General features: G+C 38.0%; 24 protein-coding genes and 2 pseudogenes. 14 read left to right on the forward strand and 12 right to left on the reverse strand.

The annotated features are described in order from the left end of the window. The first annotated feature begins 74 nt into the window (after nt 1–74). Nucleotides 75–908, forward strand: a complete 834-nt coding sequence (locus tag ANA7108_RS0109890) for a DUF4007 family protein (protein ID WP_016950626.1) — start codon at nt 75–77, stop codon at nt 906–908. Next, nucleotides 892–1,059, forward strand: coding sequence for a hypothetical protein (locus ANA7108_RS30160; protein WP_016950627.1), 168 nt, complete (start codon nt 892–894; stop codon nt 1,057–1,059). The genes ANA7108_RS0109890 and ANA7108_RS30160 overlap by 17 nt, the downstream gene beginning before the upstream one ends. On the opposite strand, the pseudogene ANA7108_RS27130 reads toward ANA7108_RS30160, so the two are convergent. Further along, nucleotides 1,060–2,035: pseudogene (locus ANA7108_RS27130) on the reverse strand (IS630 family transposase). Nucleotides 2,036–2,127: 92 nt separating this feature from the next. Here ANA7108_RS27130 and ANA7108_RS27135 point away from each other — a divergent pair. Then, nucleotides 2,128–2,946, forward strand: a pseudogene (locus ANA7108_RS27135) (BREX system Lon protease-like protein BrxL); the annotation flags it as partial. 134 nt (nt 2,947–3,080) lie between these two features. Further along, nucleotides 3,081–3,278 carry a hypothetical protein gene (locus ANA7108_RS0109910; protein ID WP_016950630.1) on the forward strand — a complete coding sequence of 66 codons (198 nt, stop codon included), beginning with the start codon at nt 3,081–3,083 and terminating at the stop codon, nt 3,276–3,278. 35 nt (nt 3,279–3,313) lie between these two features. Here ANA7108_RS0109910 and ANA7108_RS0109915 read toward each other — a convergent pair whose 3' ends face one another. From ANA7108_RS0109915 to ANA7108_RS0109930, 4 genes are all read right to left on the reverse strand, one after another. Further along, nucleotides 3,314–3,808: a thioesterase family protein gene (locus ANA7108_RS0109915; protein ID WP_016950631.1), complete on the reverse strand. Its 495-nt coding sequence runs from the start codon at nt 3,806–3,808 to the stop codon at nt 3,314–3,316. Nucleotides 3,809–4,049: 241 nt separating this feature from the next. Next, nucleotides 4,050–4,394 carry a DUF1815 family protein gene (locus ANA7108_RS0109920; protein WP_026104090.1) on the reverse strand — a complete coding sequence of 115 codons (345 nt, stop codon included), beginning with the start codon at nt 4,392–4,394 and terminating at the stop codon, nt 4,050–4,052. 900 nt (nt 4,395–5,294) lie between these two features. Further along, nucleotides 5,295–5,510: a DUF2839 domain-containing protein gene (locus ANA7108_RS0109925; RefSeq protein ID WP_016950633.1), complete on the reverse strand. Its 216-nt coding sequence runs from the start codon at nt 5,508–5,510 to the stop codon at nt 5,295–5,297. 157 nt (nt 5,511–5,667) lie between these two features. Continuing rightward, complete coding sequence (locus tag ANA7108_RS0109930) at nt 5,668–7,233, reverse strand: helicase C-terminal domain-containing protein (protein WP_026104091.1); 1,566 nt, start codon at nt 7,231–7,233, stop codon at nt 5,668–5,670. 167 nt (nt 7,234–7,400) lie between these two features. On the opposite strand from ANA7108_RS0109930, the gene ANA7108_RS0109935 reads away from it, so the two are divergent. Further along, nucleotides 7,401–8,363: a M48 family metallopeptidase gene (locus tag ANA7108_RS0109935; protein ID WP_016950635.1), complete on the forward strand. Its 963-nt coding sequence runs from the start codon at nt 7,401–7,403 to the stop codon at nt 8,361–8,363. Between the two features lie 78 nt (nt 8,364–8,441). Here the strand turns inward: ANA7108_RS0109935 and ANA7108_RS0109940 are convergent, their stop codons facing one another. Next, entirely contained in the window at nt 8,442–9,380 is a 939-nt protein-coding gene (locus ANA7108_RS0109940) for an AAA family ATPase (protein ID WP_016950636.1), read from the reverse strand. 303 nt (nt 9,381–9,683) lie between these two features. Here ANA7108_RS0109940 and ANA7108_RS0109945 point away from each other — a divergent pair, with 303 nt between their 5' ends. The 3 genes from ANA7108_RS0109945 (at nt 9,684) to ANA7108_RS27140 (ending at nt 10,955) form a co-directional block, all read left to right on the forward strand. After that, on the forward strand, nt 9,684–10,112 hold the full coding sequence (locus tag ANA7108_RS0109945) for a hypothetical protein (RefSeq protein WP_016950637.1): 429 nt from the start codon (nt 9,684–9,686) through the stop codon (nt 10,110–10,112). 111 nt (nt 10,113–10,223) lie between these two features. Further along, nucleotides 10,224–10,436: a hypothetical protein gene (locus ANA7108_RS0109950; protein WP_016950638.1), complete on the forward strand. Its 213-nt coding sequence runs from the start codon at nt 10,224–10,226 to the stop codon at nt 10,434–10,436. Between the two features lie 99 nt (nt 10,437–10,535). Next, a complete protein-coding gene (locus ANA7108_RS27140) occupies nt 10,536–10,955 on the forward strand; it encodes a hypothetical protein (protein ID WP_016950639.1) in 420 nt (139 codons plus the stop codon). 134 nt (nt 10,956–11,089) lie between these two features. On the opposite strand, the gene ANA7108_RS0109960 is transcribed toward ANA7108_RS27140, so the two are convergent. Next, complete coding sequence (locus tag ANA7108_RS0109960; RefSeq protein ID WP_026104092.1) at nt 11,090–11,686, reverse strand: hypothetical protein; 597 nt, start codon at nt 11,684–11,686, stop codon at nt 11,090–11,092. Between the two features lie 232 nt (nt 11,687–11,918). On the opposite strand from ANA7108_RS0109960, the gene ANA7108_RS0109965 reads away from it, so the two are divergent. Together ANA7108_RS0109965 and ANA7108_RS0109970 are read left to right on the forward strand one after the other, a co-directional pair. Then, entirely contained in the window at nt 11,919–12,548 is a 630-nt protein-coding gene (locus tag ANA7108_RS0109965) for a hypothetical protein (RefSeq protein ID WP_016950641.1), read from the forward strand. A gap of 195 nt (nt 12,549–12,743) precedes the next feature. Next, nucleotides 12,744–13,835: a lipopolysaccharide assembly protein LapB gene (locus ANA7108_RS0109970; RefSeq protein WP_016950642.1), complete on the forward strand. Its 1,092-nt coding sequence runs from the start codon at nt 12,744–12,746 to the stop codon at nt 13,833–13,835. 375 nt (nt 13,836–14,210) lie between these two features. Here the strand turns inward: ANA7108_RS0109970 and ANA7108_RS0109975 are convergent, their stop codons facing one another. Both ANA7108_RS0109975 and ANA7108_RS0109980 read right to left on the reverse strand, forming a co-directional pair. Continuing rightward, nucleotides 14,211–14,966: a hypothetical protein gene (locus ANA7108_RS0109975; protein ID WP_016950643.1), complete on the reverse strand. Its 756-nt coding sequence runs from the start codon at nt 14,964–14,966 to the stop codon at nt 14,211–14,213. A gap of 182 nt (nt 14,967–15,148) precedes the next feature. Continuing rightward, a complete protein-coding gene (locus tag ANA7108_RS0109980) occupies nt 15,149–16,576 on the reverse strand; it encodes a cell wall metabolism sensor histidine kinase WalK (RefSeq protein ID WP_016950644.1) in 1,428 nt (475 codons plus the stop codon). Nucleotides 16,577–16,729: 153 nt separating this feature from the next. Here ANA7108_RS0109980 and ppk1 point away from each other — a divergent pair, with 153 nt between their 5' ends. After that, nucleotides 16,730–18,895, forward strand: a complete 2,166-nt coding sequence (gene ppk1, locus ANA7108_RS0109985) for a polyphosphate kinase 1 (protein WP_016950645.1) — start codon at nt 16,730–16,732, stop codon at nt 18,893–18,895. 202 nt (nt 18,896–19,097) lie between these two features. Continuing rightward, the gene (locus ANA7108_RS0109990; RefSeq protein ID WP_026104093.1) at nt 19,098–19,511 is read left to right on the forward strand and encodes a response regulator transcription factor; all 414 of its coding nucleotides are present in this window, start codon (nt 19,098–19,100) and stop codon (nt 19,509–19,511) included. A 248-nt stretch (nt 19,512–19,759) separates the two neighbouring features. Here the strand turns inward: ANA7108_RS0109990 and ANA7108_RS0109995 are convergent, their stop codons facing one another. Continuing rightward, complete coding sequence (locus ANA7108_RS0109995) at nt 19,760–19,942, reverse strand: hypothetical protein (protein WP_016950647.1); 183 nt, start codon at nt 19,940–19,942, stop codon at nt 19,760–19,762. Nucleotides 19,943–20,064: 122 nt separating this feature from the next. Between ANA7108_RS0109995 and ANA7108_RS0110000 the strand changes: the two genes are divergently transcribed. After that, nucleotides 20,065–20,613 (forward strand): DUF2854 domain-containing protein, encoded by a 549-nt coding sequence (locus ANA7108_RS0110000; protein WP_016950648.1) that lies wholly within the window; start codon nt 20,065–20,067, stop codon nt 20,611–20,613. A gap of 402 nt (nt 20,614–21,015) precedes the next feature. Here ANA7108_RS0110000 and ANA7108_RS0110015 read toward each other — a convergent pair whose 3' ends face one another. Together ANA7108_RS0110015 and ANA7108_RS0110020 are read right to left on the reverse strand one after the other, a co-directional pair. Further along, nucleotides 21,016–21,276, reverse strand: a complete 261-nt coding sequence (locus tag ANA7108_RS0110015) for a chlororespiratory reduction protein 7 (RefSeq protein ID WP_016950650.1) — start codon at nt 21,274–21,276, stop codon at nt 21,016–21,018. A gap of 42 nt (nt 21,277–21,318) precedes the next feature. Then, nucleotides 21,319–22,524 carry a histidine kinase gene (locus ANA7108_RS0110020; protein ID WP_192815408.1) on the reverse strand — a complete coding sequence of 402 codons (1,206 nt, stop codon included), beginning with the start codon at nt 22,522–22,524 and terminating at the stop codon, nt 21,319–21,321. 126 nt (nt 22,525–22,650) lie between these two features. Between ANA7108_RS0110020 and ANA7108_RS0110025 the strand changes: the two genes are divergently transcribed. After that, nucleotides 22,651–24,177, forward strand: coding sequence for a hypothetical protein (locus tag ANA7108_RS0110025; RefSeq protein ID WP_016950652.1), 1,527 nt, complete (start codon nt 22,651–22,653; stop codon nt 24,175–24,177). Nucleotides 24,178–24,319: the final 142 nt, after the last annotated feature.

Below are 24,319 nucleotides of genomic sequence, written 5' to 3' on the forward strand. Positions count from 1 at the left end.
GAGTGCATTAAAGTGCAAGTGATTTTTTAAGTAAAATCACTGAAGAATTTATATTATTCAATACTGGATAGACTATGGCTAAAATGCAACTGCATTTCAACGGTAATTTTTCTCTTAAAAAAGAAGAAATTAAGAGAATACTTGATGCTGCTTCTGAAAAAGAAGGCTTAAAAGATACTTTACCAAATCTGATGACAAAAACAGGTTTAGGTAATGCTAAAGTTGGTAAAATTAAAAGTTGGGCAATTAGAGCAGGTTTAGTTAAAGATAATTATTTAAGTCCAGAAGGAAAAATAGTTTTAAAACATGATCCTTATTTAAAATCAATCATTACTGATTGGTTAATGCACTTTTATTTAAGTTTTGGTACTCAAGGTTTAAATAAAATCCCAGAAAATCCTGCTGAATGGGGAGGTTGGACTTATTTTATTTATACTTTTCTCCCTGAAAATTCAACTTTTAGTAAAAATGATTTATTTCAAAATAGTATTCCTATATTTGAAGAACTAGATAAAGAAATTCCTAAAAGAATCAAGTATGTTTTAAGAGCTTATGTTGAACAACAAGCATTAGCTAATTGTCAATTTATCCAAGAAATCAAAACAGATACATATCAAACAGGAAAAGCTAAACTTCCTAATACTTATTTGATAGGTTATTTTTTAGCTAAACTGTGGGAACGAGATTTTAATCAGGAAACTTCTGTATTAACTGATGATATTTTTGCTCAAAGGATGGGAATTTTACCAGTTTTAGGTATTCAATCTGAAACTTTACAACAACATCTGAATAGAATGGAATCTTTAGGAATTATTGAACAAAGACGCACCGTTTTACCTTATCAAATTATTCGTCGTTGGGATGATGCTTTAACTTTATTGGAAAAAGCTTATGTCAACAATAAATAATCTATCTCTTCAAGATGCAAAACCAACAGATAAACCTCATTTACTATTGTGGGATAATCCTAATGATTTGGAAATCACTCAACTTTTATTTAAAAATAATGCTCAACTTGTAAGTTATCGAAATAACTTATTAAGTCGCGTTGATAAGTAGTTAGACAAAATTAATTACATAGTTTTCTCCAAATTCTCTCAGAATTTTTCCAATCTTTGTAAGCATCTATAGGAATCCATTCATACTTAATAAATCGCCACAAAATTTCAATTAAATTCAAATGAGGGGAATAAGTAGGCAATTCAAAAATAGTAATATTACGCTCTTTCCATTCTTCAATTTTTTCAAAAATAGCATCACTAGTATGAATAGATGCTTGATCTACGACAATAAATGTTGGCTTATTTACTGTAACAAAAAAAGTATCAATACAAGCAATAACTACATCAGAGTTAATGGTTTGATATGAAACATAAGATTTAAGCTCATTTCGTTTATTCATGATTCCTAATACATTTAACCGCCGACTACGACAACTCGAAATATTTAATTGTTCCCCGATATCTTGCCACGCATAAGGGACAGAAGGAATTAGACAAAATCCTGATTCATCTAAATAATATAAATCAATTTCTCCCTTTTTATCCAATAGCTCTAATTTTTCTAATTGCACCTTTTTTTCTTGATATACTTGAGCTTCAGGCTTTCCTCCTACCGCTCTACGCATTCGATGCCAACTCATTTTTAATCTTTTTAATATTCTTTTAACTGTTTTTTTACTGCTTTTAATTCCCAATTCTTCTTCGATTTTTTGAACAACTTGTTTTAATTGCCTTGGATTTTCTTTTACTAATTCCTTAATTTTTTGTTCTTGTTCAGGATTGAATTTGGATTTAGCTCCCCTCCCTGATTTATTATATAATCCCACCATGCTTTCTGATTCCCATCTATCAAACCAGTTATAAATAGTTTTGTAACTTACTTGAAAAATTTTCATCAGTTCCTCTATTTTTACTCCTTGATTTGCTAGGATTAGACAATGCGCTCTTTGCCGTACTTGATGATGTCGACTTTGACGATAAATCCGCTCTAATAATTTAGCGGATAAAGGGTTTATTTCTCGAATAAATATCATTTTATTAAATATCAGAATATACTCATTATATCTTAATATTTTATGTTAGTTATTTGTGTAATTAATTCTGTCCATGTACTTATCGCTCAAAAACATGGATGTTAACTCGCTTAATTCCCTTAGTTGAACCTAATTATCATCTGATAGAATTAGCACCTAAAGGAACAGGAAAAAGTTTTGTTTATGAAAATATTAATAATAAAGTTTCTGTAATTAGTGGAGGAAAAGTAACTCCTTCTCAATTATTTATTAATGGAAAAACTAAAGAAGTTGGTTTATTAGGACGTTACGATGTAGTTGTTTTAGATGAAATTCAAAGTTTAACATTTGACAATCCTGATGAAATTATTGGACCTTTAAAAACCTATCTTGCTAATGGACGTTATAATCGTTCAGGATTTGCTGATATTGCTAGTGATTGTTCCTTAGTATTATTAGGTAATATTGAACTTGATGAATATCAACGTCCTAAAAATAAATATAATTTAATGGCTAATCTACCTAAATTTTTCTCAGAAACAGCTTTTTTAGATCGTTTTGCTGGTATTTTACCTGGTTGGGAAATTCCTAAATTTAAAAGGGAGATGATAGCTAATCAAATCGGTTTAAAAATGGATTTTTTTGGAGAAGCGTTATTATCTTTAAGAAAAGATGGTAGTTTTTATCAATATGTTCAACAACATACTCAATTTGATCATCATACTACTATTCGAGATCAACAAGCAATTCTCAAAACAGCATCAGGATTTTTAAAATTACTTTATCCTCATCTTGAATTAACTTTACAAGATTATCAACGTGATTGTTTAGAACCTGCTAGAGAACTTCGTCAACAAATTAGAAATTTACTACATAACTTAGATGATGAATTTAAGCAATCTGAAAAAGATATTTATGTTGATGTCAAATGATTTTTTAATTTAAAGTAAAAATTGAATTTAATAAAACTTTAATGAAATTTTTATAAATAAACTAAATTATTCGACATTTTCGCCTATAATAAATGGCTTAATTTAACAACAGTAATTTTCAAGGATGTAATATTATGATCATTACCTTAATAGTTGCTTGGATAATATTTGTTATACTTTGGAAATTAGTAAAAACCACTATCAAAACTGCTATTACTTTTGCAGCGATAGTGGTTTTATTATACTTTGGTTTTGGGATTACACCCCAAGATATTTGGCATAAACTATCTGAAATTACTCAAAATATTTCTCAAATATCTGTACGTAATTAATCCCAGTTCATAACCATTAATTTGGCATTGATTACTTAGTTTGATGTAGTAATTTTCGCCAATGCGGCTTTAAATGTGGGAGGTAGCTGACGCATAATTTTACCCCTTTCACGGTCTAATGCAACTAGCGTAACTTGGGCAGTCAGATATAATTGCTGCTCATCAGGTGAAACAATCTTATAATCCCAGTTAATTCTGACACCCGTTACCTCAGCCATACGGGTTTTTATCACTGCCATCATCCCTAATTGAAGTGACCGATGATAGCGTACTGACAATTCTACAACAGGCAAATCACAGCCTAAAGCTACTAAATCAGCAAAGTCAATTCCAATTGAGCGCAAACACTCTACCCGCGCTTCTTCCATCCAAGTTAAATAAGTACCATGCCAAACAATACCTCCATAATCGGTGTGGTGAGGCTGCACTCTGACAGGATATTCAAACCAATTATCAAATTCCGCTGTCGTCACCCTGTCAATGGCGCTAATTGGTGGTAATTGTGGTTGATTTGGTGTTTCTTCAGACATCTTTAATCTTTTGAGTAGCAACTTTGACAAGCTACTGAATAATTTGTTTGATTACATGGGTAATAGGTTAAATTCCTTCCCATTAGATTTTAGCAGACGCTGAAAAACACTTGACAAATCAGTAAAAAGACAGTCTATTTACGGTAACGGTGAATAGGTAATAGGTGTTCAAGAATTAAGCCCCATTACCTTTTTCCCAATTACCAACAAGTACAACCCATTTGCCATCGATTTTAACAACTTAAGACTTTTTGACAAGGGTCTTACTGCCCAGAGAAGTTTGCATGGACTGCTTGACAAGATTAGCTAGTTCCTGCAATTGGTGAATTGCTTCTGCACCTTCTAATTTCATTAGCTCGCGGTCATCCCGCATTTCTGTCCAAGTAATTCCGTAATCTGATACTAGAAAACGGATTAGGTGGCTGTCTCCCAAGCTCACCATAAATGAAGCACTATTCATTTGGTCGCCACAGGTATAGCAAGAAGCCAAATAACCGCTCCGCTCTAGTACTATCGCCAAGGCTTGTAGGTTCATTACCAAGTCTTGGACAAATTGTCTATGTTGATGTGCCAGTCTTAGAAACACTTTTTTCCTCCAGACACCATAGTCATTTGAGTTTCTTTTATATTTTCTTTAGATTTTCTCATTCTTTGATATTGTAAACTATTCATCACAATTACCAGAGAACAGTAAAGTCTGTAATTGGGTAACTTGCTTAGGGTAGTGGATAACGATTTTATATGTCGTATCAAATTATTCAATTTGCAAGATGATAATTTCAGGAATAGTCCCCAAAATTAATATTGTCTCTAGACATTTTTGTCGTTGTTGCTCCTTACTTACAGCAATCAGCCTTCAGCGTAACTCAAATTTGGTACTAGTCAACTACAAAAAAGCCGCATATTACACTTTTATAGGCAGTTTACAGCACCATTAGAGGTATTCGTTTACTCTAGCGCGACTTTTTAGATTTTTACTTCTATCTCTAGATTAGTGAAATTCTTCTTTACATTACTGAAGTCGTGCTGAATAAAAAAGTAAAATTAATTGCACCCAACAAGCAAAGGTCAGATAGAGATTGATCTCAATTCCTGTTAAAAATCAATCATTAGGGCTGATGCAAGGACGCGGAGACACGGAGATTTTTGAATTACAAGTAGTAATTAAGCGAACTTGATACTATATCTTACAGCATCCTTAATATATCAATAGAAGACTATCAGGACTTACGCAACTGGCACATTGGTAGGGTGCGTCAGATATCAACAATCTGTTTATTTGCAGAATTTATGCAGTCTGACGCACCCTACAACAGATTTTTAGTGTGACACTTGGGTAAGTCCTAACTATGTATTCTTCTCTGTGTGAGACAAAAAAGTTGTGGTTCATTTCACTCAAAATTCTTGTAATTATCCTTGCTGTAGGCTTTCTTAGAGAAGCCATCTAGAAGCATCCAGAGTCTCCGTGTAAGGAATACAGCAAGTATCAATCTACTATTTGCCACCAACCGAAAGCCGGTCCAATAAACCGGATAGTTATCCATGCTACTACCATTAAACCAATGCCTATCCAAGCCCCACGAGTAGTTAAATTCACAAATAGTTCGGCTTGAGATTTAGTGATGGGAACCCAAGGTAAGATAGGAGTGTCTTGACCGTATTGTTCGCCAAGTGTGGTTTTCCGACGTTTTGCTTCACCCATAATTAGCAATTAAAAATTCAATTTAGGTTCTTAGTATATCTTCCCAGGCATCAGGACATCTGTATCTTTTTTAAAAATAAAGTTTGTCCTCATCGTCAAGGCAGTTGCTCTAAATCGATCATAGCTGTTGGTATGAGCCTGTGCTAGGGATAATCGATCAGGCAGAATCTTGCTCATTAGTCTGAGAGAATAGACTGGGATCGAGATAGTTCAAACGTGCCAGAGGGCTGAGGGAAGCGAGAATTTGTGCGCCGTAGCTGCGATAAACCACACGACTATCAAGTAAAGCCACAATACCCTGATTTTCGCGCACGGGTGCGATCGCTCTTTGTAATTCATTCAAAGCCGTGGGTAACAAATAGAGACGAAACCAGTCTTGGTGCGATCGCTTGTAATGAGCCACCCTACCAGCCACCAAAGGATTTTCCAAAGATGGTAAAGGCAAAGTTGCAATCATTAACAACCGAGGTGCAGGTAAAACAGTTTGATGCTCTCGCCAATATTCCCAACCAGTGACTAAAATACCATTTTCATCCAAACAAGTTTTTTCCACCTGTACCCGCGAGCCAAATTCAGAAGCCAAAATTGCCCCCACTCTTGACTTAAGCGGTACATCTCCCACCAATACCACCGTTAGTCCCAGGGACGTAGCACTCAAACACAACAGAGTGCGAACTTTATGGATAAATGCGGCTTGAAATTCTGGCGTATTGGGTAGAGGCAACTTATAAGGTACATAAAGTTGAATAGCTTCCCCATGATTATCAGATGAGAACTTCAAGCAAGTTACATCATCTAATCCTAAACGCTGACGAAATAAAGGAGCCTCTGTTTCTGATTCCAACGCACCACCAACTAAGACTACAGGTTGCCGCTGCCAAATAGGAGAAAGAATTTTTCCTAACTCAATTGGGGCATAGTGTAAAGAAAATAAACCTTGCCGACGGGTAATGGTAGCCCAGAAAAGAGGAGGAGAACCAGAAGAAATCGCGAGAAAATCATCTGTAAAGTTTTGGAATGTCTGCCAGAATTCTTGCCAAGTCTTTGGTAAGTCTGTTATGGAATCTAAACTAGAATACAGACGTTGTAAAATCTCGATTTCCGTTTGAGAAATGAGATAACAGTCATAGGGATTGGTGGGATGCTGAAATAACTCATGTGTCAGTTGTACCCTAGCTTCACGAATTATTTCTGCTTGCTGAGGACAAGCCAGCATCAGCTGATCCCAATCATGGGATTGAATCTCTTTTGTGAGTTGATGACGCACCCAATCTTCCAAATCGTCAACACCATCAATAATTGTGGGAATATTTGGGGGAAATGGGTTTTGATTAGCAAACTGACCCTTTAACCAAGCTTCTGGGGAAGTTAACAACAGCCCTTGAAACTCAGGACTAGGCCAAGCGTCACCACTTCTAATCGGTTTGTTCGCTGGTAGCCATTGCTGTAGCCGGGGAATTTCTAATAACAGTAAGCGTTGTTGCACAGTTTCTGTGGCAACAATGATTACAGGACCATGCCACATCAAGGCAGAGGCGACAAAACTTGTGCGATATCGCCCTTGATAACCACAAACTGCCCCTACTTGAATTAAAGCACTACGTCCCAAGCGCAAGGCACGTGCTACCAACCTTGCCATCGTTAAGTGATGGGGCCAGGAAGGAAACCCTGCCTGCGATCGCAGGAAGTTATGTAGTGACAAATGAACTTCTGCTTCAATCACACGCTTTTCATCCCATAACAAGTGACTTTTTCCGAACTGCCCCACTTCTATTATGTTGTCATTAGTCAGTGGTGATTAGTAATTGGTAATTGGTAATTGGTAAACTCCCTCCTGTCACCTGTTCCCTCTTCCCTGTCACCTGTCCCCAATTCCCTATTCCCTAAATTATGCCAACTTACAAAGGAATTTCCAGCGAAGCCTTTAAACATCCTCTAGACCGTCAAGCCGAACAAGCCCTACGCAGCTTACCAGGATTTGATCTAATCGCTCGTAAATTTGTGGAATTTGTCTATGAACGCCCTCAATTAATTTATCTAATGGGCAACAACATCCAAGTCGGACCGCGCCAATATTCCACTATTTACCAGATGTTTCGGGAATGTGTACGAGATTTGGACATTTACCCCGAACCTGCATTGTTTATTTCACACAACCCCCAGGCCAACAGCTACGCTTTAGGGCAGGAAAATCCTTACATAGTCCTCAACACAGGGATACTAGACTTACTGAACGAAGCTGAGATTCGGACGGTGTTAGCCCATGAACTGGGGCATATTAAATGTGGTCATACCATTTTAATTCAAATGGCGATGTGGGCAATGAGTGCCGCTTCCATTATTGGTGAATTAACCTTCGGTTTAGGCAATTTCGTCAGTCAAGGCTTGATTTATGCATTTTTTGAATGGCGACGCAAAGCCGAATTAAGCGCAGATCGCGCAGCTTTGCTAGTCATGGATGATTTAGACCCAGTCATGTCATCCATGATGAAAATCTCTGGCGGTAGTAACAAATATGCTAATGAATGTAGTTTGCAAGAATTTATCCAGCAGTCTGAAAAATATCAAGCATTAGATGATGATGGTTTGAATCAAGTATATAAATTTTTGATGTATAATGGCGCTCAAGGCATGATGCTTAGTCATCCATTCCCAGTGGAACGCGTACATTATTTACGAACTTGGGCAGTATCAGAAGAATATCAGCAAATCAAGCGTGGTAACTATCAACAAACACCAGCAGATGGAGCAGTAAATGTCAAAGTTGAAACAACCGAAAATGAAGCCGACAAACTGCGAGAGCAAATTGAAAAATTGCAACAAGAAATTGACAAAATGAAAAAGTCAGATTAGATGACTGGGGACAGGTGACATTAAGAAGGGAATAAAAGGAAATTTGTCCATACCCAATCCCCAGTCCCCAGTCCCCAATTAACTTTCGGGTTCACAATCGGGAACACCTTCTCTAAATACTCGACTAGCAAGAATATCAACCGCTTCGATAGTAATTAAATCTTGCTTGTTCAACTTTTTACCACTGCTTAATAAACGATTAGCTTGACGCAAACGCGCTCTATCTATAGCATTACGGACACTGCGAGCATTGGCAAAATGGGGCATTGTCTTCCGTTTAATTAAATATTCTCTAAAAGCTGTTTCCGCTTCTGGGCTAAAACAATAGTTTTGACTTTTGACTATAGATTGGGCGATAATCATCAAATTATCAACACTGTAATCATTAAATTCAATATGAATCCCAATCCGCGAATTCATACCCGGATTACTATGAAAAAAATGCTCCATTTGGGTTTTATAACCAGCGAGAATGACAACTAAATCATCACGCTGGTTTTCCATCACCTGCATGAGAATTTCAATGGCTTCTAAACCAAAATCTCCTGGATGGTCTGGACGGTATAAAGTATAAGCTTCATCGACTAATAAAACACCACCCATCGCATTATTTAAAACTTCTCTAGTTTTGGGTGCAGTTTGTCCAATACCTTGGCCAACTAAATCATCTCGCGTTACCAACATCACGTGTTCTTTACGGATATATTCTAGGCGATAAAGAATTTCTGCCATTCGCATGGCTACAGTAGTTTTACCCATGCCTGGATTGCCTAAAAATGTCATGTGTAAACTAGGCGCACCAGCTGTTAAACCCAGACTTTTACGGATACGGTCAACCAACAACAAAGCGGCCATTTCCTTGATCTTGTTCTTGACCGACTTTAAACCGACTAACTCCTGGTCTAACTTATCCAGAATGTCTTGGACTTGAGATTCTTGAAAAGCCGCCTCTAAATCAATTTCGCTATCTTGAGTAACGGTAGTAACTGCTGCTGTTTCCAAAACTTGTTCACTCATGACCTATCACCTCTAGCAATGATTTTGATGATAGCGTTGACTCAGGAAATATAAAAGAACATAATACTAATGTGTCTTATATATTTTTCTTTATTATCAATTTCTGAGTTTAGTCATAGAGAAAACATTATCTCCTTAACCTCACATCCAATATAAAGACAGTCTGAGGGCTGGTTATTGGTCATTGGTAGTAGGTAATTGGTAAAATTTTACCCAGTCACTAATCCCCGTCCTTATAAGTAGGAAAATTATCAGGGTTTGACCCATACCTCAGCTTGACATCTAATTTAGGTTTTTCTCAACATGATGATTAAATTGATACAACGGTTTTTTGCATTGCTACTTGTTGTTAGCTGTACTTTCTTGTCTCCAGGACTTACGGTAGCTTCAGCTAATAATTTTTTTAGTTCTCCTCAAATAATTTTCACCTCAGTTGTCGAAGATATTAGCAACACTATTGCATTTTCTATTGATGATTTGACTCCTCAGGAACGCCAACAACTTCAAGCTGTACGTCAGCGGAGAAATAAGGAAATTTTTACAGCTTTAAATTCTGAACAACGGATACAACTTACTCACAATTTGCATACAGGTAGTGACCTTAATCAAGCTTTAGAAGCATTAGCTTTAAGTTCAGAACAACGGGATTTAATTAATGCTGTTATTGAATTTACTAATTTGAAATTGAAGGGGATTTTTGCTCATCATGATTTACTTGATAGCCATCAATAAAGCTTAGGAATTGGAAATAATAATTTATGCCAGTTGTGGGATTTTTTTGTATTTCTGCAACTGACAATAAGAATAGCAAGATTATTTTTCATAAGTGGTGATTTAGTAATTATGATTAACCAAAAATCAACTGACAATCAACAGAGATTAGAGAAATTTTTACACCATTTAGAAGCAGCCCGTCAATTACAGGATGACATCATGAAATATGGTCTGGATGCAGCTTATTTATATTGTGATGATGTTGATTTTGATGGTGATTGGTTGGAAACTTGGGGAGATGATAATGATCAGATTTCTATAGAGTCAGAAAAGACTATATAGAGAAGTAGAATATTGCTTTTTTAAATTTTTTTACTTGAAAAAACTATTAAATACTAGTAATCTATATAAAATCAACTCAATTTTTTAGGTGTAAATTTTTTGCAGCCACAAGAGATTAAGGAAATACTCAAGTCACTCATTGAGGAAGCATCGACCGTAGACCGCAACTTAGAAAAAAGGTTAAAACAGATCAATCGCTGGGTTAAAGATATCAAATCAGGTTCTTTGACTGCGAAGAAGTTTGTCCTCTTCTTTCTCAGACAGATAGTTAGGGATACTCGCACTTACCTTGACATCAAAAGTCTAGCTACTGAAGACGAGCAACAACAGTATTATCAGAGAATGAACCCCGCTGAAAGATATTGGTATAGTTATCTGTTTCCCAAATGGCTGGAAGAAGTTGACCCCAATTTGGAAAAGTGGAAACAAAAATTAATGTCTGGAGAATTTGATCAGCCAGAATTTCCCTTTGCACATCCTCGCTACTGGGCTGCTTTCATTTGTCAGGGGTTAAGATAAAACCCTCTTCTTCCCTTCTTCCTTCGCGTCCTTCGTTTCTTCGCGGTTCATTAATAAAAATTTAAGGGTATATCAGGAAAAACCCAACACACCCTTATGATAAATGAATTTATGAGGGCGGGGAAACCCCGCCCCTACGCAGCAACTTCAGCCAATTCAATCACACGCCCTTCGTAATCTTTCACCAAAAAATTCAAAGGCTTTTGATTGCGAATCTTAAACTTCAAACCTCGTGTTTCCACCCGCATTAAAATTAATTCCAGACATTCACGGTCAAAACAAACGTGACGCTGTTGATTTTTAATACCAATACTTGCACCAGTAATAATGTGCAGTTGAGTATTTTTCTTTAATTGATACCACAAACCATCATTGGCATTACTCATCGCTTTATTTGACCAACTGGGGCTGGTAGACATATACAACGGGTCTATCCCTGTCGCACCAATGGTTTGTTCGTAATTGTAGTAATAGTGCAAAGGTACTTCCGCCGCTGGCAAATCAAGTAACCCTTCATACAACTGTCGCGCAATTTCCAAATCCGACACCATGACAGTATGTACCTTGGGGGCGCTAGTGAGAAACATCCACATAGCCCCAGCATAAGCCGCCAACAGCATAATCATAATGCCTTGGGTAGAGAACAGGCTATCCAAGGGCAAGGACGGTAAAAACGAGCCTAGAGTAAAATGACTAACCAGGAAAGGTATCAAACTAGCTGCTATAACCATGAACAAACGAATATTATATGAGGGAGCCGCTTTTAGTATTGTCGATTAAGACTAACATTAAGTTCTTGTTTTTAGTTTATCTCATAGTCTGAGGCAGGGAACAGGGAGATGGGGTGACGCGGTGACGCGGTGACAATTAAGAATAATTTAATTACCTTTTCCCCAATCACCAATTCCCAATCACCAGTTACCCATTACCCTGTATATTTTAACCACTACTATTTAAAGGCTTGTGCAAATTCCTCACTTTCCTGAAGCTAATCACCCCCTGGTTAAGTCGCTGTTTCATCACAGTGACCAGGAACTACTGAGCCTATTTCAGCGCTATCCAGATAGTGGCAAGTATTTTACAGTGATTTTTTGCCGCTATAGCCCCATAGTTTACACCTTGATTCAACATTCGGCGCGATCGCCTGTACAAGCAGATTATTTGTTTGCTCTCACCTGGCGATACATCTATTATGAACTGGGTGGACTCGATTTAACTAACCCAGAAACAGGACAGGAAATTCTCACTTTGCAAAACTGGTTAATCAACATCACTGCTTTCTGCATTAATGAAATTAAATTACCGCCAACTGAAGCAATTCATTATTCTCTCCAAGCAACTTCACCGCCATTATGGTGTTATGTAGAACAAGCTTTAGATCAGCTGAAGCCAGTGCTACGCTTAATCGTGCTAATGGCGCAAACCTTTCACTGGAGTGAAACTAGAATTGCAGCTTATCTACAAGCTGAAGGAGAAAATATTTCTCCAGGAGAAGTAGCCAATTTTCTCCAAGAAGGTTATCGTATGCTAGAAGACAAATTACCTGCTGATATTCGCGCTATTTACCTAGGGGAAAACTTCACTCAGTCCTAACTTAGCTATCACCGCGAATAATGCTAGTACTGTACAAAAAAACTAAAAATTAAAAATTTTCAAAGCAGATTGTAAAAGCTTTTTAGAAGTTTTTAATCTTTAGTTAAATTATATTGTTGTGTACTAGATGCAGTTAAACACTAAAACTTTTTCTTAAACCTGCTACTTAAAGCCGGAATTTTACGGGTAAGTGTTATGAAACAGGGAAACTTTTTATCAGGGCATAGCATTTTAAATTTAAATTCTACTTTGGCAAAACAAAAAGTTAAAACATTAAAAAATGGTAGTTTTTATGTTTTAATATTTGTTTTTTTGCTCAGTCCAACAGTAGTTAATGCTATTGATATTACTAAACAGATCCATCGTCCTTTACATAATTCTGCAGAAGTACCATTAAGAGAAGAAGCTGATAGATTAGTGCGTCTAGGTAGACAACAATATGCTTCAGGATATGCAGAGAAAACGATTAAATCAGGATTACAAGCACTAGAAATTTATCACTCAATCCGTGACATAAAAGCTCAAGGTGAAACTTACGATTTACTAGCTAGTGCTTATATCCAATTAGGTAATATCCAAGAAGCAGAAGATGTTTTACGTCGTCGGATAGGAATAGCTCGTGATAATAAAGATTTTCAAAATCAGATTTTTGCTTTAAATAATCTGGGGACTGTATTGTTACAAAAAGGTGAAACGAAAGCGGCAGGACAAGTTATTAATGATGCACTAGTAATTGCTCGCAATCTAAGAAATATTGAAGGGCAGGGACTTTCTTTAAGTAATTTAAGTTTGGTAACTGCTAGATTAGGAGATTATAACCAAGCTATCAAATTAGCTGAAACTGCTTTAATTTTTCGCCGTCAAACTGGTGATGTTATTGGTGAAGTAAATACTCTGAATAATTTAGGTGAAGCCTATCTGATGGTAGGAGATTATCAAAACACCATAGGTAATTATGGAGCCGCAATGCGGTTAGCTAAAATCAATTTTGATCGTCCTAACCAATTACGAGCAATTGATGGTTTAGTTACGGCTCATGCTGCTGTTGGTCGCTATGAACGGGCATTAGAATTGTTAGAACAACGTTTGACTATTGCCAAATTTTTAAATAGTCCTACGGAAGAATTTAAATATTTTATTTCCTCTGGTGAACTTTATGAAAAAATAGGCAATTATGGCAAAGCACGTAATTTTTATCAACAGGCGCTTTCACTAGCGCAGAAATTAGACGACATTAAACAAGAAGCAAAATTGCTATATAGGATTAACGAATTGCCAAGACGTTAATCTTATTGATGATTAGTAATTGATCCGTAACTAATGAAAACTAGATTAAGGTGCTGAATGATGATACTCATTTGATGTGAAGTCACATATCCAATATTTACCCTTGATTTACCCTTGAAATATTGTTCTAGGAGTTACGCACTGTACAAAATGCAGATGATATGTATGAACAAAATTGGCTAGTTTCAGGCTTTTGGAATCGCATATTAGTGCGGTGCGTCAGATAGAGAAAATCTGTTAGATGCTCAATTATCGGGTCTGACGCACCCTACAATAGATAAAATCCATAATCCATATTTAATAGATTCTGTCAATGCGTAACTCCTATGTTCTATGCAACTTGATCTTCACAAAGCTATTACAAGTGATAAAAAACTAATTCAAGAAAACTGAACCATTTGCTTGAATTATCATGGCACTTTTATCCTGGTTAATATCAGTTGTTTCTTTAAATGTGATTTCTAAGGTTCCTTTTTCCTTAGCAGCTTTAGGAATCACCATGAGTAGTCCTCTGTCTTCTCGTTGAAATGTCACTGTTACTGGTGTGCTTAAACCTCTTAAATTCGTGCTTGACTTCCCTGCTAATATGCGTGGTGCTGTATCACCAATCACTTGGTAAGTGACATCTGCGCCAGTATCATTAATTAACATGATATTTGCTTTACTATTCGCCAACACAATTGTCGCACTGGGTTCTTGTCTTTGTTCTGGTGCTGGTGACTGTAACCTACTGTTAGGAGAACGGGTTTGTAATGCTTGTTCTGGGGGGATTATGGAGGTTCCTCGCTGAAAACCTCGTTGAGAAAGATTATAGGGACTTTCATTAAAAATACGAGGATTGGGATTAAGTACTGAGGGTAGTTCACCACCAACACCTAAGCCCATTTGATTTGGTAAGGGGGTGACAGGAATTAGTCCTTGTTTCATGAATTGCAGAGTTAAAGCATTGGGAGGACATCCAGCGGGAACTAATACCCGATTGTTATGTGGTTCTTCATAGAAAATTTTGGGACATGGATTAACTTTAGAAGTAATTTCTTTTGCCATAATTTTTTGCGGGATGGCTGGTAAACTAATCAGTAATCCACCACAAATAGTCCCAAGTAATTGAGAACACTTGTTAATATTCATTGTTTTTGATCCTGTAAAAATATTGATGATTAGAGGCAAGAAAATAGAGTTTAATCAAAAATTTTATAAATTACTTTTTTAATTTTGACAAATGTGATGCTTTCAAATTTTAACTAATTCGATAGTAATCTACTAGTACATTTATCTTCATCTATCACAAGAAACAAATGTTGATTTAAGAGTTAATTCTCAAGAGAGATTGGTAAAGTGACAATGAAGGTAGTACCTTTACCAAGGACACTATCAACTTGAATTTGACCTTGATGATGTTCGACAATAGCTTGTGCGATCGCTAAACCCAATCCAGAACCTGTAGTAGTGGCTGTAGATGTCTTAGCAATCTGATGAGTACGGGCAGGATCAACCCGATAAAAACGGTCAAACAATTGCGGTAAAGACTCGGAGGGAATTCCAATTCCTGTATCACTAACTTTAATTTGTAAATGAGAATTGGTGTAACGGAGTCCTATCACATCTATCCGTGTTAATTCTACTTTCACCTCTCCTCTAACTGGGGTATATTGCAAAGCATTACCAATCAAATTTGTACATAACCGCACTATTTGATCCCAGTTTCCCATTAGCATAAACCAATCTTCTAATAATTCGGGGTTGAGTTCTAAAGGAGGATCAACTAAATTCAGAGTCAGAGTAATTTCTTTTTCCGCAGCCAATAATTGTTGTTCTTCTACTACTTCCATTAACAAAGCATCAAGGGGACAATGTGAAAAAACATCTTTGCTAATACCACTATCTTGTCGTGCGAGAAAAAGTAAATCATTGACTAATCTACCCAAGCGCTGGGTAAGACGTTCTATGAGTTTTAATTGTTGTCGATAATGTACAGCATGATTTCCTTCTACCGCAGCTAATTCTAAATCAGCCAACGCAACTTGGACATTAGTTTGAATTAAAGCAATGGGACTTCTCAATTCATGGGAAGCATCAGCAGTAAATTGCTTGAGACGTTGGTAAGATTCACCGACAGGTTCCATGGCTTTACCCGAAAGAAACCAACCACTAGCAGCGACTGACAGCAACATTAACCCAGTACCCAAAGCTAAATCAAATATCAACTGACGACTAGGTTTAGTGACTTCAAACCAGGGATGACTTACGCGTAGATATCCTAGTACTTGTCTGCCATTTTCTATTCTTTGAGTGACTTGTCTTAATAAAAGTGCTGAGTCTTGAATGTTGAGTATTGAGTGAGGATTACTATCAGCCCATTGCCTCATTCCCAATACGCGCACAGTTTCCCCGTTAGAATTATTATGAATAGGAATATCTAAAGGTTCAGAGAGAGTTGACCAAAGTAATTTTCCCGTGGGGCTAAACCATTCTAGGTCAATGCGATCATCTTCTGTAGTATCAGCATTATTACGAAAACTAGCTTCTACGTTAACGCGGAGTTGATGAGATTGAAAGTTGATGGGTTCAATGACAAGCGATCGCTCGACAACTTCCACTACATGATTTAAAGTATCATCAATCCTTTCCACTAGGGTGCTGCGTACATATAAATACACTCCAGTAGCAAATAGTAGAAGCAATACAGCCGTTACAGCAGTATACCAGAGGGCAAGGCGGCGACGAGTAGCTTGAAACATTTTTACAACTCCGAGAAAATCTCCCAGATATTTGGCAAAATCTCAATTTTCTGTAAGATCAGTCCGACTGTTAAAGTTCACTTAACTAAAACTTACTATATTAATAGAGTCCCCTAAGTTAAATAGGTGATATCTAGTAGGATTTAAATAATTATGGCAAAATCCAAAAAGAGCAACCCTAGCACTAATCTAAGTGATTCACAATATTATATAAATCGTGAGTTAAGTTGGTTAGAGTTTAATAGTAGGGTATTACATGAAGCTTGCGATGCGCGTACACCTCTCCTAGAACGCCTGAAATTTTTAGCAATCTTCAGTTCTAATTTAGATGAGTTCTTCATGGTGCGGATTGCGGCTTTAAAGCAGCAAGTAGAAGCAAAAGTCAATCTACTCACTCCTGACGGTCGCACACCACAACAACAGTTAGATGATATTCGCCTCAAACTCAGTCCTCAAGTTACAAAACAGAACGAACAGTTTGAACAAGTACTGCAACCTCTGTTGGCAAGTGAGGGGATTTATATCCTCGATTACATAGAACTGAATCAAAAACAACGGAATTATCTAGATAACTATTTTGAAGAACAAATTTTCCCCGTTTTGACACCTCTGGCTGTTGATCCTAGTCATCCTTTTCCTTACATTTCTAATCTCAGTTTAAATCTAGCGGTAGTTCTCAAAAACCCAGATACAGAAGAAGAATTTTTTGCGAGAGTCAAAGTCCCCAAAGTCTTACCGCGATTTTTGCCCTTACCTCCAGATTTGGGAATTCGTCAAGATGGACAACCCGTTCACTGGTCAGGTGTACCATTAGAACAAGCGATCGCACATAATTTAGAATCTCTATTTCCGGGGATGAATATTCAAGAATATCACCCCTTCCGCATTACTCGTGATGCTGACCTAGAATTAGAAGAAGATGAAGCAGAAGACCTGTTATTGGCAATTGAACAGGAACTCCGCAAACGTCGTATGGGTGGCACTCCGGTACGGTTAGAAATTAAATCCCAAACTCCAGAATCTGTGCGTTCCAGGTTATTACAAGATTTGGAATTAACCGAAAAAGATATCTATGAAGTAGACGGTCTTTTGGGATTGCGAGACTTAATGTATTTTATGGCTTTGCCTCTTCCAGAACTCAAAGATACACCACGTCAATCTGTAGTACCTCCACGCTTACAACGCCTCAGAGAACCAAGTGTAGATCCAAATGTATTGGAACTGGAAGAAGGAAAAGACTTTTTTTCCATAATTCGGGAAAAAGATTTGCTGGTACATCATCCCTATCAATCTTTTTCCGGAACAGTAGAACGCTTTATTGCTAGTGCTGCCCATGATCCCAATGTGTTAGCCATCAAAATGACTCTTTACCGCACTTCTGGTGACTCACCGATTGTGAACGCCTTAATTGCTGCTGCTGAAAATGGTAAACAAGTTTCTGTGTTGGTGGAATTAAAAGCGCGGTTTGATGAAGAAAATAATATTTACTGGGCTAGGCGTTTAGAAAGAGTTGGTGTTCATGTTGTTTATGGTTTAGTGGGGCTAAAAACCCATAGCAAAATTGTTCTGGTCGTGCGGCGTGAAAAAGACCGGATACGCCGTTATGTGCATATTGGTACGGGCAACTATAATCCGAAAACAGCTAGACTGTATACCGATTTAGGATTGTTTAGTTGTCGGGAAGAATTGGGCGCTGATTTAACAGATGTGTTTAACTTTTTAACGGGATATTCTCGCCAAAAGTCTTATCGAGAAATATTAGTAGCCCCAGTCAATATGCGCGATCGCTTTCTTGAACTAATTAACCGAGAAATCGAAAATGTCAAAAATGGCTTTTCAGGTCGCATTGTCGCTAAAATGAATGCCCTCGTCGATCCGCAAACCATCGCTACTTTATATGCAGCCTCCCGCGCTGGAGTTCAAATTGATTTGATTATCCGTGGTATTTGCTGTTTGCGTCCAGGACTCAAGGATATCAGCGAGAATATTCGCGTTATTAGCATCATTGGCCGATTTTTAGAACACTCTCGCGTTTTTTACTTTCATAACAATGGTCAAGAAGAAATATATATTGGTAGTGCTGACTGGATGCGCCGCAATTTAGACAGACGGGTAGAAGTCATTACCCCCATTAAAGACCAAGATATTGCTAAGGATTTGCAGGAAATTTTGGGAATTATGTTGGCAGATAATCGTCAAGCTTGGGATTTACAACCTGATGGGAGTTATATCCAAAGGCGTGCTGGTGAAGATTCTCCAGAAACTCATTCACAACAAACTCTGATGTCGATGGTATTACGTTCTGTCGGCATAATTTAAAATCCAATTGTCTCAGAAAAAAATTGTCCACACCTTAAAAAGGTACTAAATTAACTTCTTCAGGAAAACTTTATTTTTCTGAGCAATTCTTTAATGATTTTTCATATAAAACCCCAATATATTCAACCATAAGATAGAGTAAATACTGGCACTTATCCCCATAAACTATAAACATTAATGTCCATAATTTTTATTGCTGAAAATGTTAATGTTGTCTAGTCAGTCCTCTACCTTACGTGTTCTAGTGGTTGACGATCATGAACTGACTCGTTTAAGCCTAAAATTAGCTTTTACTTGCCAAGAGAATATTCAAGTAGTGGGTTTAGCAAGTAATGGTCAAGAAGCTATTGAAATGTTTCAATTTCTTCGCCCTGATGTGATTGTTTTAGACTTACATATGCCAGTTATGGATGGTTGGAGTGCATCTCACCATATTAAAGCTATTTCTCCAAACACTCAAATCCTAGCTTACTCTTCCATTGAAGAAGCTCATTTACAACGAACTAAAACAATGTCTGGCTTTGATGAAGTTTGCAAAAAAGAAGCTTCGACAACAGAACTCGTCGCTTTAGTCAGACAGTTAGGAAAACGTGCTGCTAATAGTTCCCTGTCGTGATCAACTGTGCAAATAGTTGGGTAATATCACGTCCAGTTGAATACTTATCATTTAGACTGACGCTCAAGACGCGGAGACACGGAGACGCGGAGATTTTTTTTGATAAGTGATTAGGCGGACATGATATGAGGAATATGGTTTTAGTAGAAGAAATTTATATGACTTTATATGACGCTAAATAGCGTCGGTTTGACCGTAAATCTACGGATTACCGACGCAATAATTATTAATTATAGCCCCAGTCCAGCTTAATTGAGTTCTGTTTCTGGAATGCTGCGTCTAAATTCATCGATTAGATCATCTAATTCTTCCAAAGCTTGATTCACGTCAACTCTCAAAGTCCCTAGATTGGGTTGTTCTAGTAGACTCAGCAGGTACTCACGCTTACTTTGAACTGATGCAACTCGTTCCTTTATTGTCTGAAGATCCATTATTTTTTTCCAATCTTTAACTATCTTCAAATTTAAAGTTAACGTAAAATGGGCTGAATTCTTATCTAATGTCTTCAGAATGATAAAACTAATATATGTAGGAATTATACTAATCTTAGATTATGTTAGGCAAACTTTCTTTAGGAACACTCGGTTTATCCGTAGGTGGCATACTTATCATCACGGGTTTTATTGCTTATGGTGTGGATAATGCCACACTCAATCTGATCGGATTTTTCTATGGCTTTCCTCTATTTCTAGGTGGTCTAGCGCTGAAAGCTAATGAAATGAAGCCTATACCCTTCACTCAAAAAACGACAAATTCAGTATTGGAACTACGGAAGCAACAAGCTACTGTAACTCAAAATAAAATCCGCAAAGACATTACGCGATATTGCTATGGTCAAGAAGCTCACTTAGATACAGCACTTGCTTACTTAGGTCTGAGTCCTAGCGATGAAGAAAGACCATTAGTGACTGGTTTGCGAGAAATCGAAGTTAATGGATCTTATTGTATTATTTTAGAATTTGATTCGCCTCTCATACCAATAGATATTTGGCACCAGAAACAAGAAAAAATGACCAAATACTTTGCTCCTAACGTTGAAGTAAAAATTACACAGCCAGGTGAAGATAAAATTGAACTAGCTTTAATTACTACTCAATCCTGAGTGCTGAGTGCTGAGTCCTGAGTCCTGAGTCCTGAGTCCTGAGTCCTGAGTCCTGAGTGATGAGTCCTGAGTGATGAGTCCTAAGTGCTGAGTCCTGAGTGATGAGTCCTGAGTGATGAGTCCTGAGTGATGAGTCCTGAGTCCTGAGTTATCTCTCTTTCTCCGTCTCCCCACTTCTCCGCGTCTCCACTTCTCCGTCTCCCCACTTCTCCGTCTCCCCACTTCTCCGTGTCTCCACTTCTCCGCGTCCCCACTTCTCCGTGTCTCCACTTCTCCGCGTCCCCACTTCTCCGTGTCTCCACTTCTCCGTGTCCCCGCGTCCCCGCGTCCCCGCGTCCCCCCTTCTCCGTGTCTCCACTTCTCCGCGTCCCCGTCTCCCCGTCTCCCCGCGTCCTCTTCTAATCACTTTTCCAAACGTACTGCATACCACTGCAAATATTTTCCGGGGCCAATATCTAACTCACAACTAGTGTCAATTAAATATTGTGCTTGCTCTGATAGCAACTTAAATTTTTGGACATCGGGAGGTAAGTGCTCAAATTTAAGTTGTTGCAAGACATTTTCTAACTTTTCTAATAATTCGGAAGTCGTCAGAAATTGTTCTGGTTGATTAGTTTCCAGAATCACAAAATTATCTTGTTGATACATTAATGGATTTGGCATTTATTAATTTACTCATTAAAGTTTGTTACTAATAAATAATAACTAAGATGGATAAACTGGTAAAGTAAAATGGAACCAGGCTCCACCATTGGGGGCTGAATCTACCCAAATTTGACCATAGTGCGCCCGGATAATGCGTTGGCATAAAGAAAGACCCAGTCCATAGCCATCTGTTCCTTGATCACGTTGTAGGCGAAAATGATTTTCAAAGATGCGATCGCGGTTTTCTTGAGGAATACCGGGGCCAGTATCGCCAATACTAAACTGTACTTTTTGAGTGGTGCGGTGTAGTCCAGCGAAGCTAATACAGCCCCCAGAAGGGGTGTATTTAATGGCATTATCCAAAAGATTGATTAGCACTTGGCGGATGCGTTCTGGATCTGCATATACACAAGGTAAGTCTTGAGGGATATCAGTTTCTATTCTTTGGGATTTAGCGATGTAGCGATCGCGCAATTCCTCCAAGACATCTAAACTAAGTTTACCCAATTGCAGTTTTTGTGGTGTGATCGGAAATTCTGTATCATTACCACGACCAACTTCTAAAAGATCAGCAATCATCCGATCAATAATCCTGGCTTGACTGCGAGCTTGTTTTAATAAATAAGCTGTCATAGCTGGTTTCAGACGTATAAAGTCACCTTTTTCGGGATTATAGTTAGATTGAAGAGTTTCGATAGCGATCGCCACAGCTGTCAAAGGATTACGCAGATCATGTGCCAAAATCGCAATTACTCTATCTTTAAACTGTAGCTGTTCTTCCAGTTTCTCTTTTTCCTGTTTCAGGTGAAAAATTTCGTCTGAAAGTTTGATTAGTTCGGCAGAAACGGCGACAGAACGAATTGTAGATTTAGGTGATGTCACCCAGACATTCTCATCTATACGTTCTTGTAAGTCTTCCTGTAACTTTAAGAATGCGTCTACAGCAGTTTGCCAGCGAGGCCACCAGGTTTTCACTTGGGCTATGATATTACTTCCAGCTAGGGTTTGCTGGGGTTCGGGATGAATTTTGACTAAAGCGGGGGTGGCTACCAATTTAAAATGTTCCGCTAAATATGGTTGCTGCCCGACATCAATGATTTGAAGTTCAAAACTATACTCAGCTTCTAATTCTTTTAAGTAGGCGCGAATTCGCTGCACCTGTTGTCGGGACTTTGGCCGTCCATCAACAAACAGCAACAGTTGGAGTGGAGCCTCAGAATAGATAGGCTGATCCTGGGAAACTTGCATGTAATCGTGTTTCAGCACTGGTAACAACCTGGCGACGCTTTACAGAAAGTAAAATAGACTGACGGTTGTCAATGATCGTTCTTTTCTTTCAATTTAATATCTATTTTAGATTTTTCGTACTCCTATCTGATCTGCGTTTTTGACATGAGAAAAATCTTTTTAGGAATTTTGCTCCCTTTTACGTTTGTTTCCATTCCTGGTAGCACCTTAGCTATGGAATACCAAGCCTCATTTGACCTGAGTCAAAATCTTACTTCAGAATCAGCATCTGAGAGCTTTTATACCACAGCTGCGCGGCTTGTACAGCAGCAGATTTATTTAACTGCTCGCATTGAGGAAGCATTGAACAGCCCAGACCCCAACAAAATGAGATCAGTGCGGGGGCAATTAACTATTTTTACTCATGCTGTGGATACTTTTCTCACAGGTCAGTACTCAAGTCCTAAAACATTGTGTACCCCAAAGGGAAATGTGTCTCAACAGTCTTCTGTAGTTGTGCAGTTAACTGAGTCCCAATCACAAATTTACTGCTCTTTGTACGCTTCTAATCAAGAATTGTGGAAGTTGTACCCAGTTGTAGATCGGTTGTTGTCTCGACGAGGTGAGTTAGCCTTAATTACAGCTTTACCCTTAGTTTCTGGAGAACATAAGTCAGATCCTGTGCTTTCCATTGCACGAATGCAGCGTCCTCATCTTGGTAATCCAGCAACACCTTTTTCTAATCGGGAACCAAACTTAACTTCATTCCCATTATCAGTAGTTGGTAGCACTGCAAAAACAGCTATAGCCAACTACGTAGAGCCTGTGCAACCTGCTATTGCTGTACCGGAAGAAACTATCAGTACTATCAAAACCGTTAATCAAATCTTGACAGCAGTCCAAAAAGCATTTCCGCAAAATATTAAATTTATCAATCCTCAGAAAGATGCGGCGGTACTTGACAGGTTTGCTTACGACATTGATTCCCAAGAAAAACAAACCTACGCTCAGTTTTTGCAGTTACCTAACACTGGAATCTTTCGGGTATTACCTGATTCAGCGTACCGTCGTCCGTTGAATTTTCCCCAGAATAGATTACAAGCCAGTGTCAGTGAGCGTTATCCTTTTCCCTCTGTAGGTGAGGTTAAGGAAGATTTTAGTCCTAGTTTAGCATTGAAGATGATTGGTGAGAACTTCCAGTTAGTCCATCAAGGGTTAAATTATGGCTTTATTATCGATGTGGGTGATGTACCCTTAGAAAAGTTAAATGGGAGGCTACAGGCTGTTTCCTCATCTACGGGAGAATTTTTGCTCAACTACCAGCCACCCAAACAGTTAGAAGCCTTACAAATAGACAGACAAAGGTTTTTAACAGGTAAAGATCAGAATTGGCAGCAAAATCAAATATTTTTAGCTGGTGCTACAGCCAAATTAAATCATACTTATTTAGTGCGATCGCTCCAATTCCAACTTCCCGCCACTATCTTAAATCGTCAATCCATTTCCCGCCCTCATAGTCGCATGAGGCAGCAATTAGGGCAAATGCCTAGCAGCGATACTATTATCGCTTTCCGTGCTGTGCGTCGCCGTCCTGATGGTAGCTACACCATTCTGTGGCGAGTTCTCAATCACTTGCCCGCACCGCAAATTGAAGATTTAGAGAACTACATAACAATACCTTCGTCAAATTGAAAAAAGCCTTGATTCGTAGGTTGGGTTGTTCGATTCAGCGTGGCTTTAGCCATAACCCAACAAATGCCTTTGGTTTTGTTTCGCTCAACCTACAGAAAAATGGCGAAGGTATTGTTATAGACAATCACTACAGGTATAAATT

It is taken from the genome of Anabaena sp. PCC 7108 (assembly GCF_000332135.1).
Lineage (GTDB): Bacteria > Cyanobacteriota > Cyanobacteriia > Cyanobacteriales > Nostocaceae > Anabaena.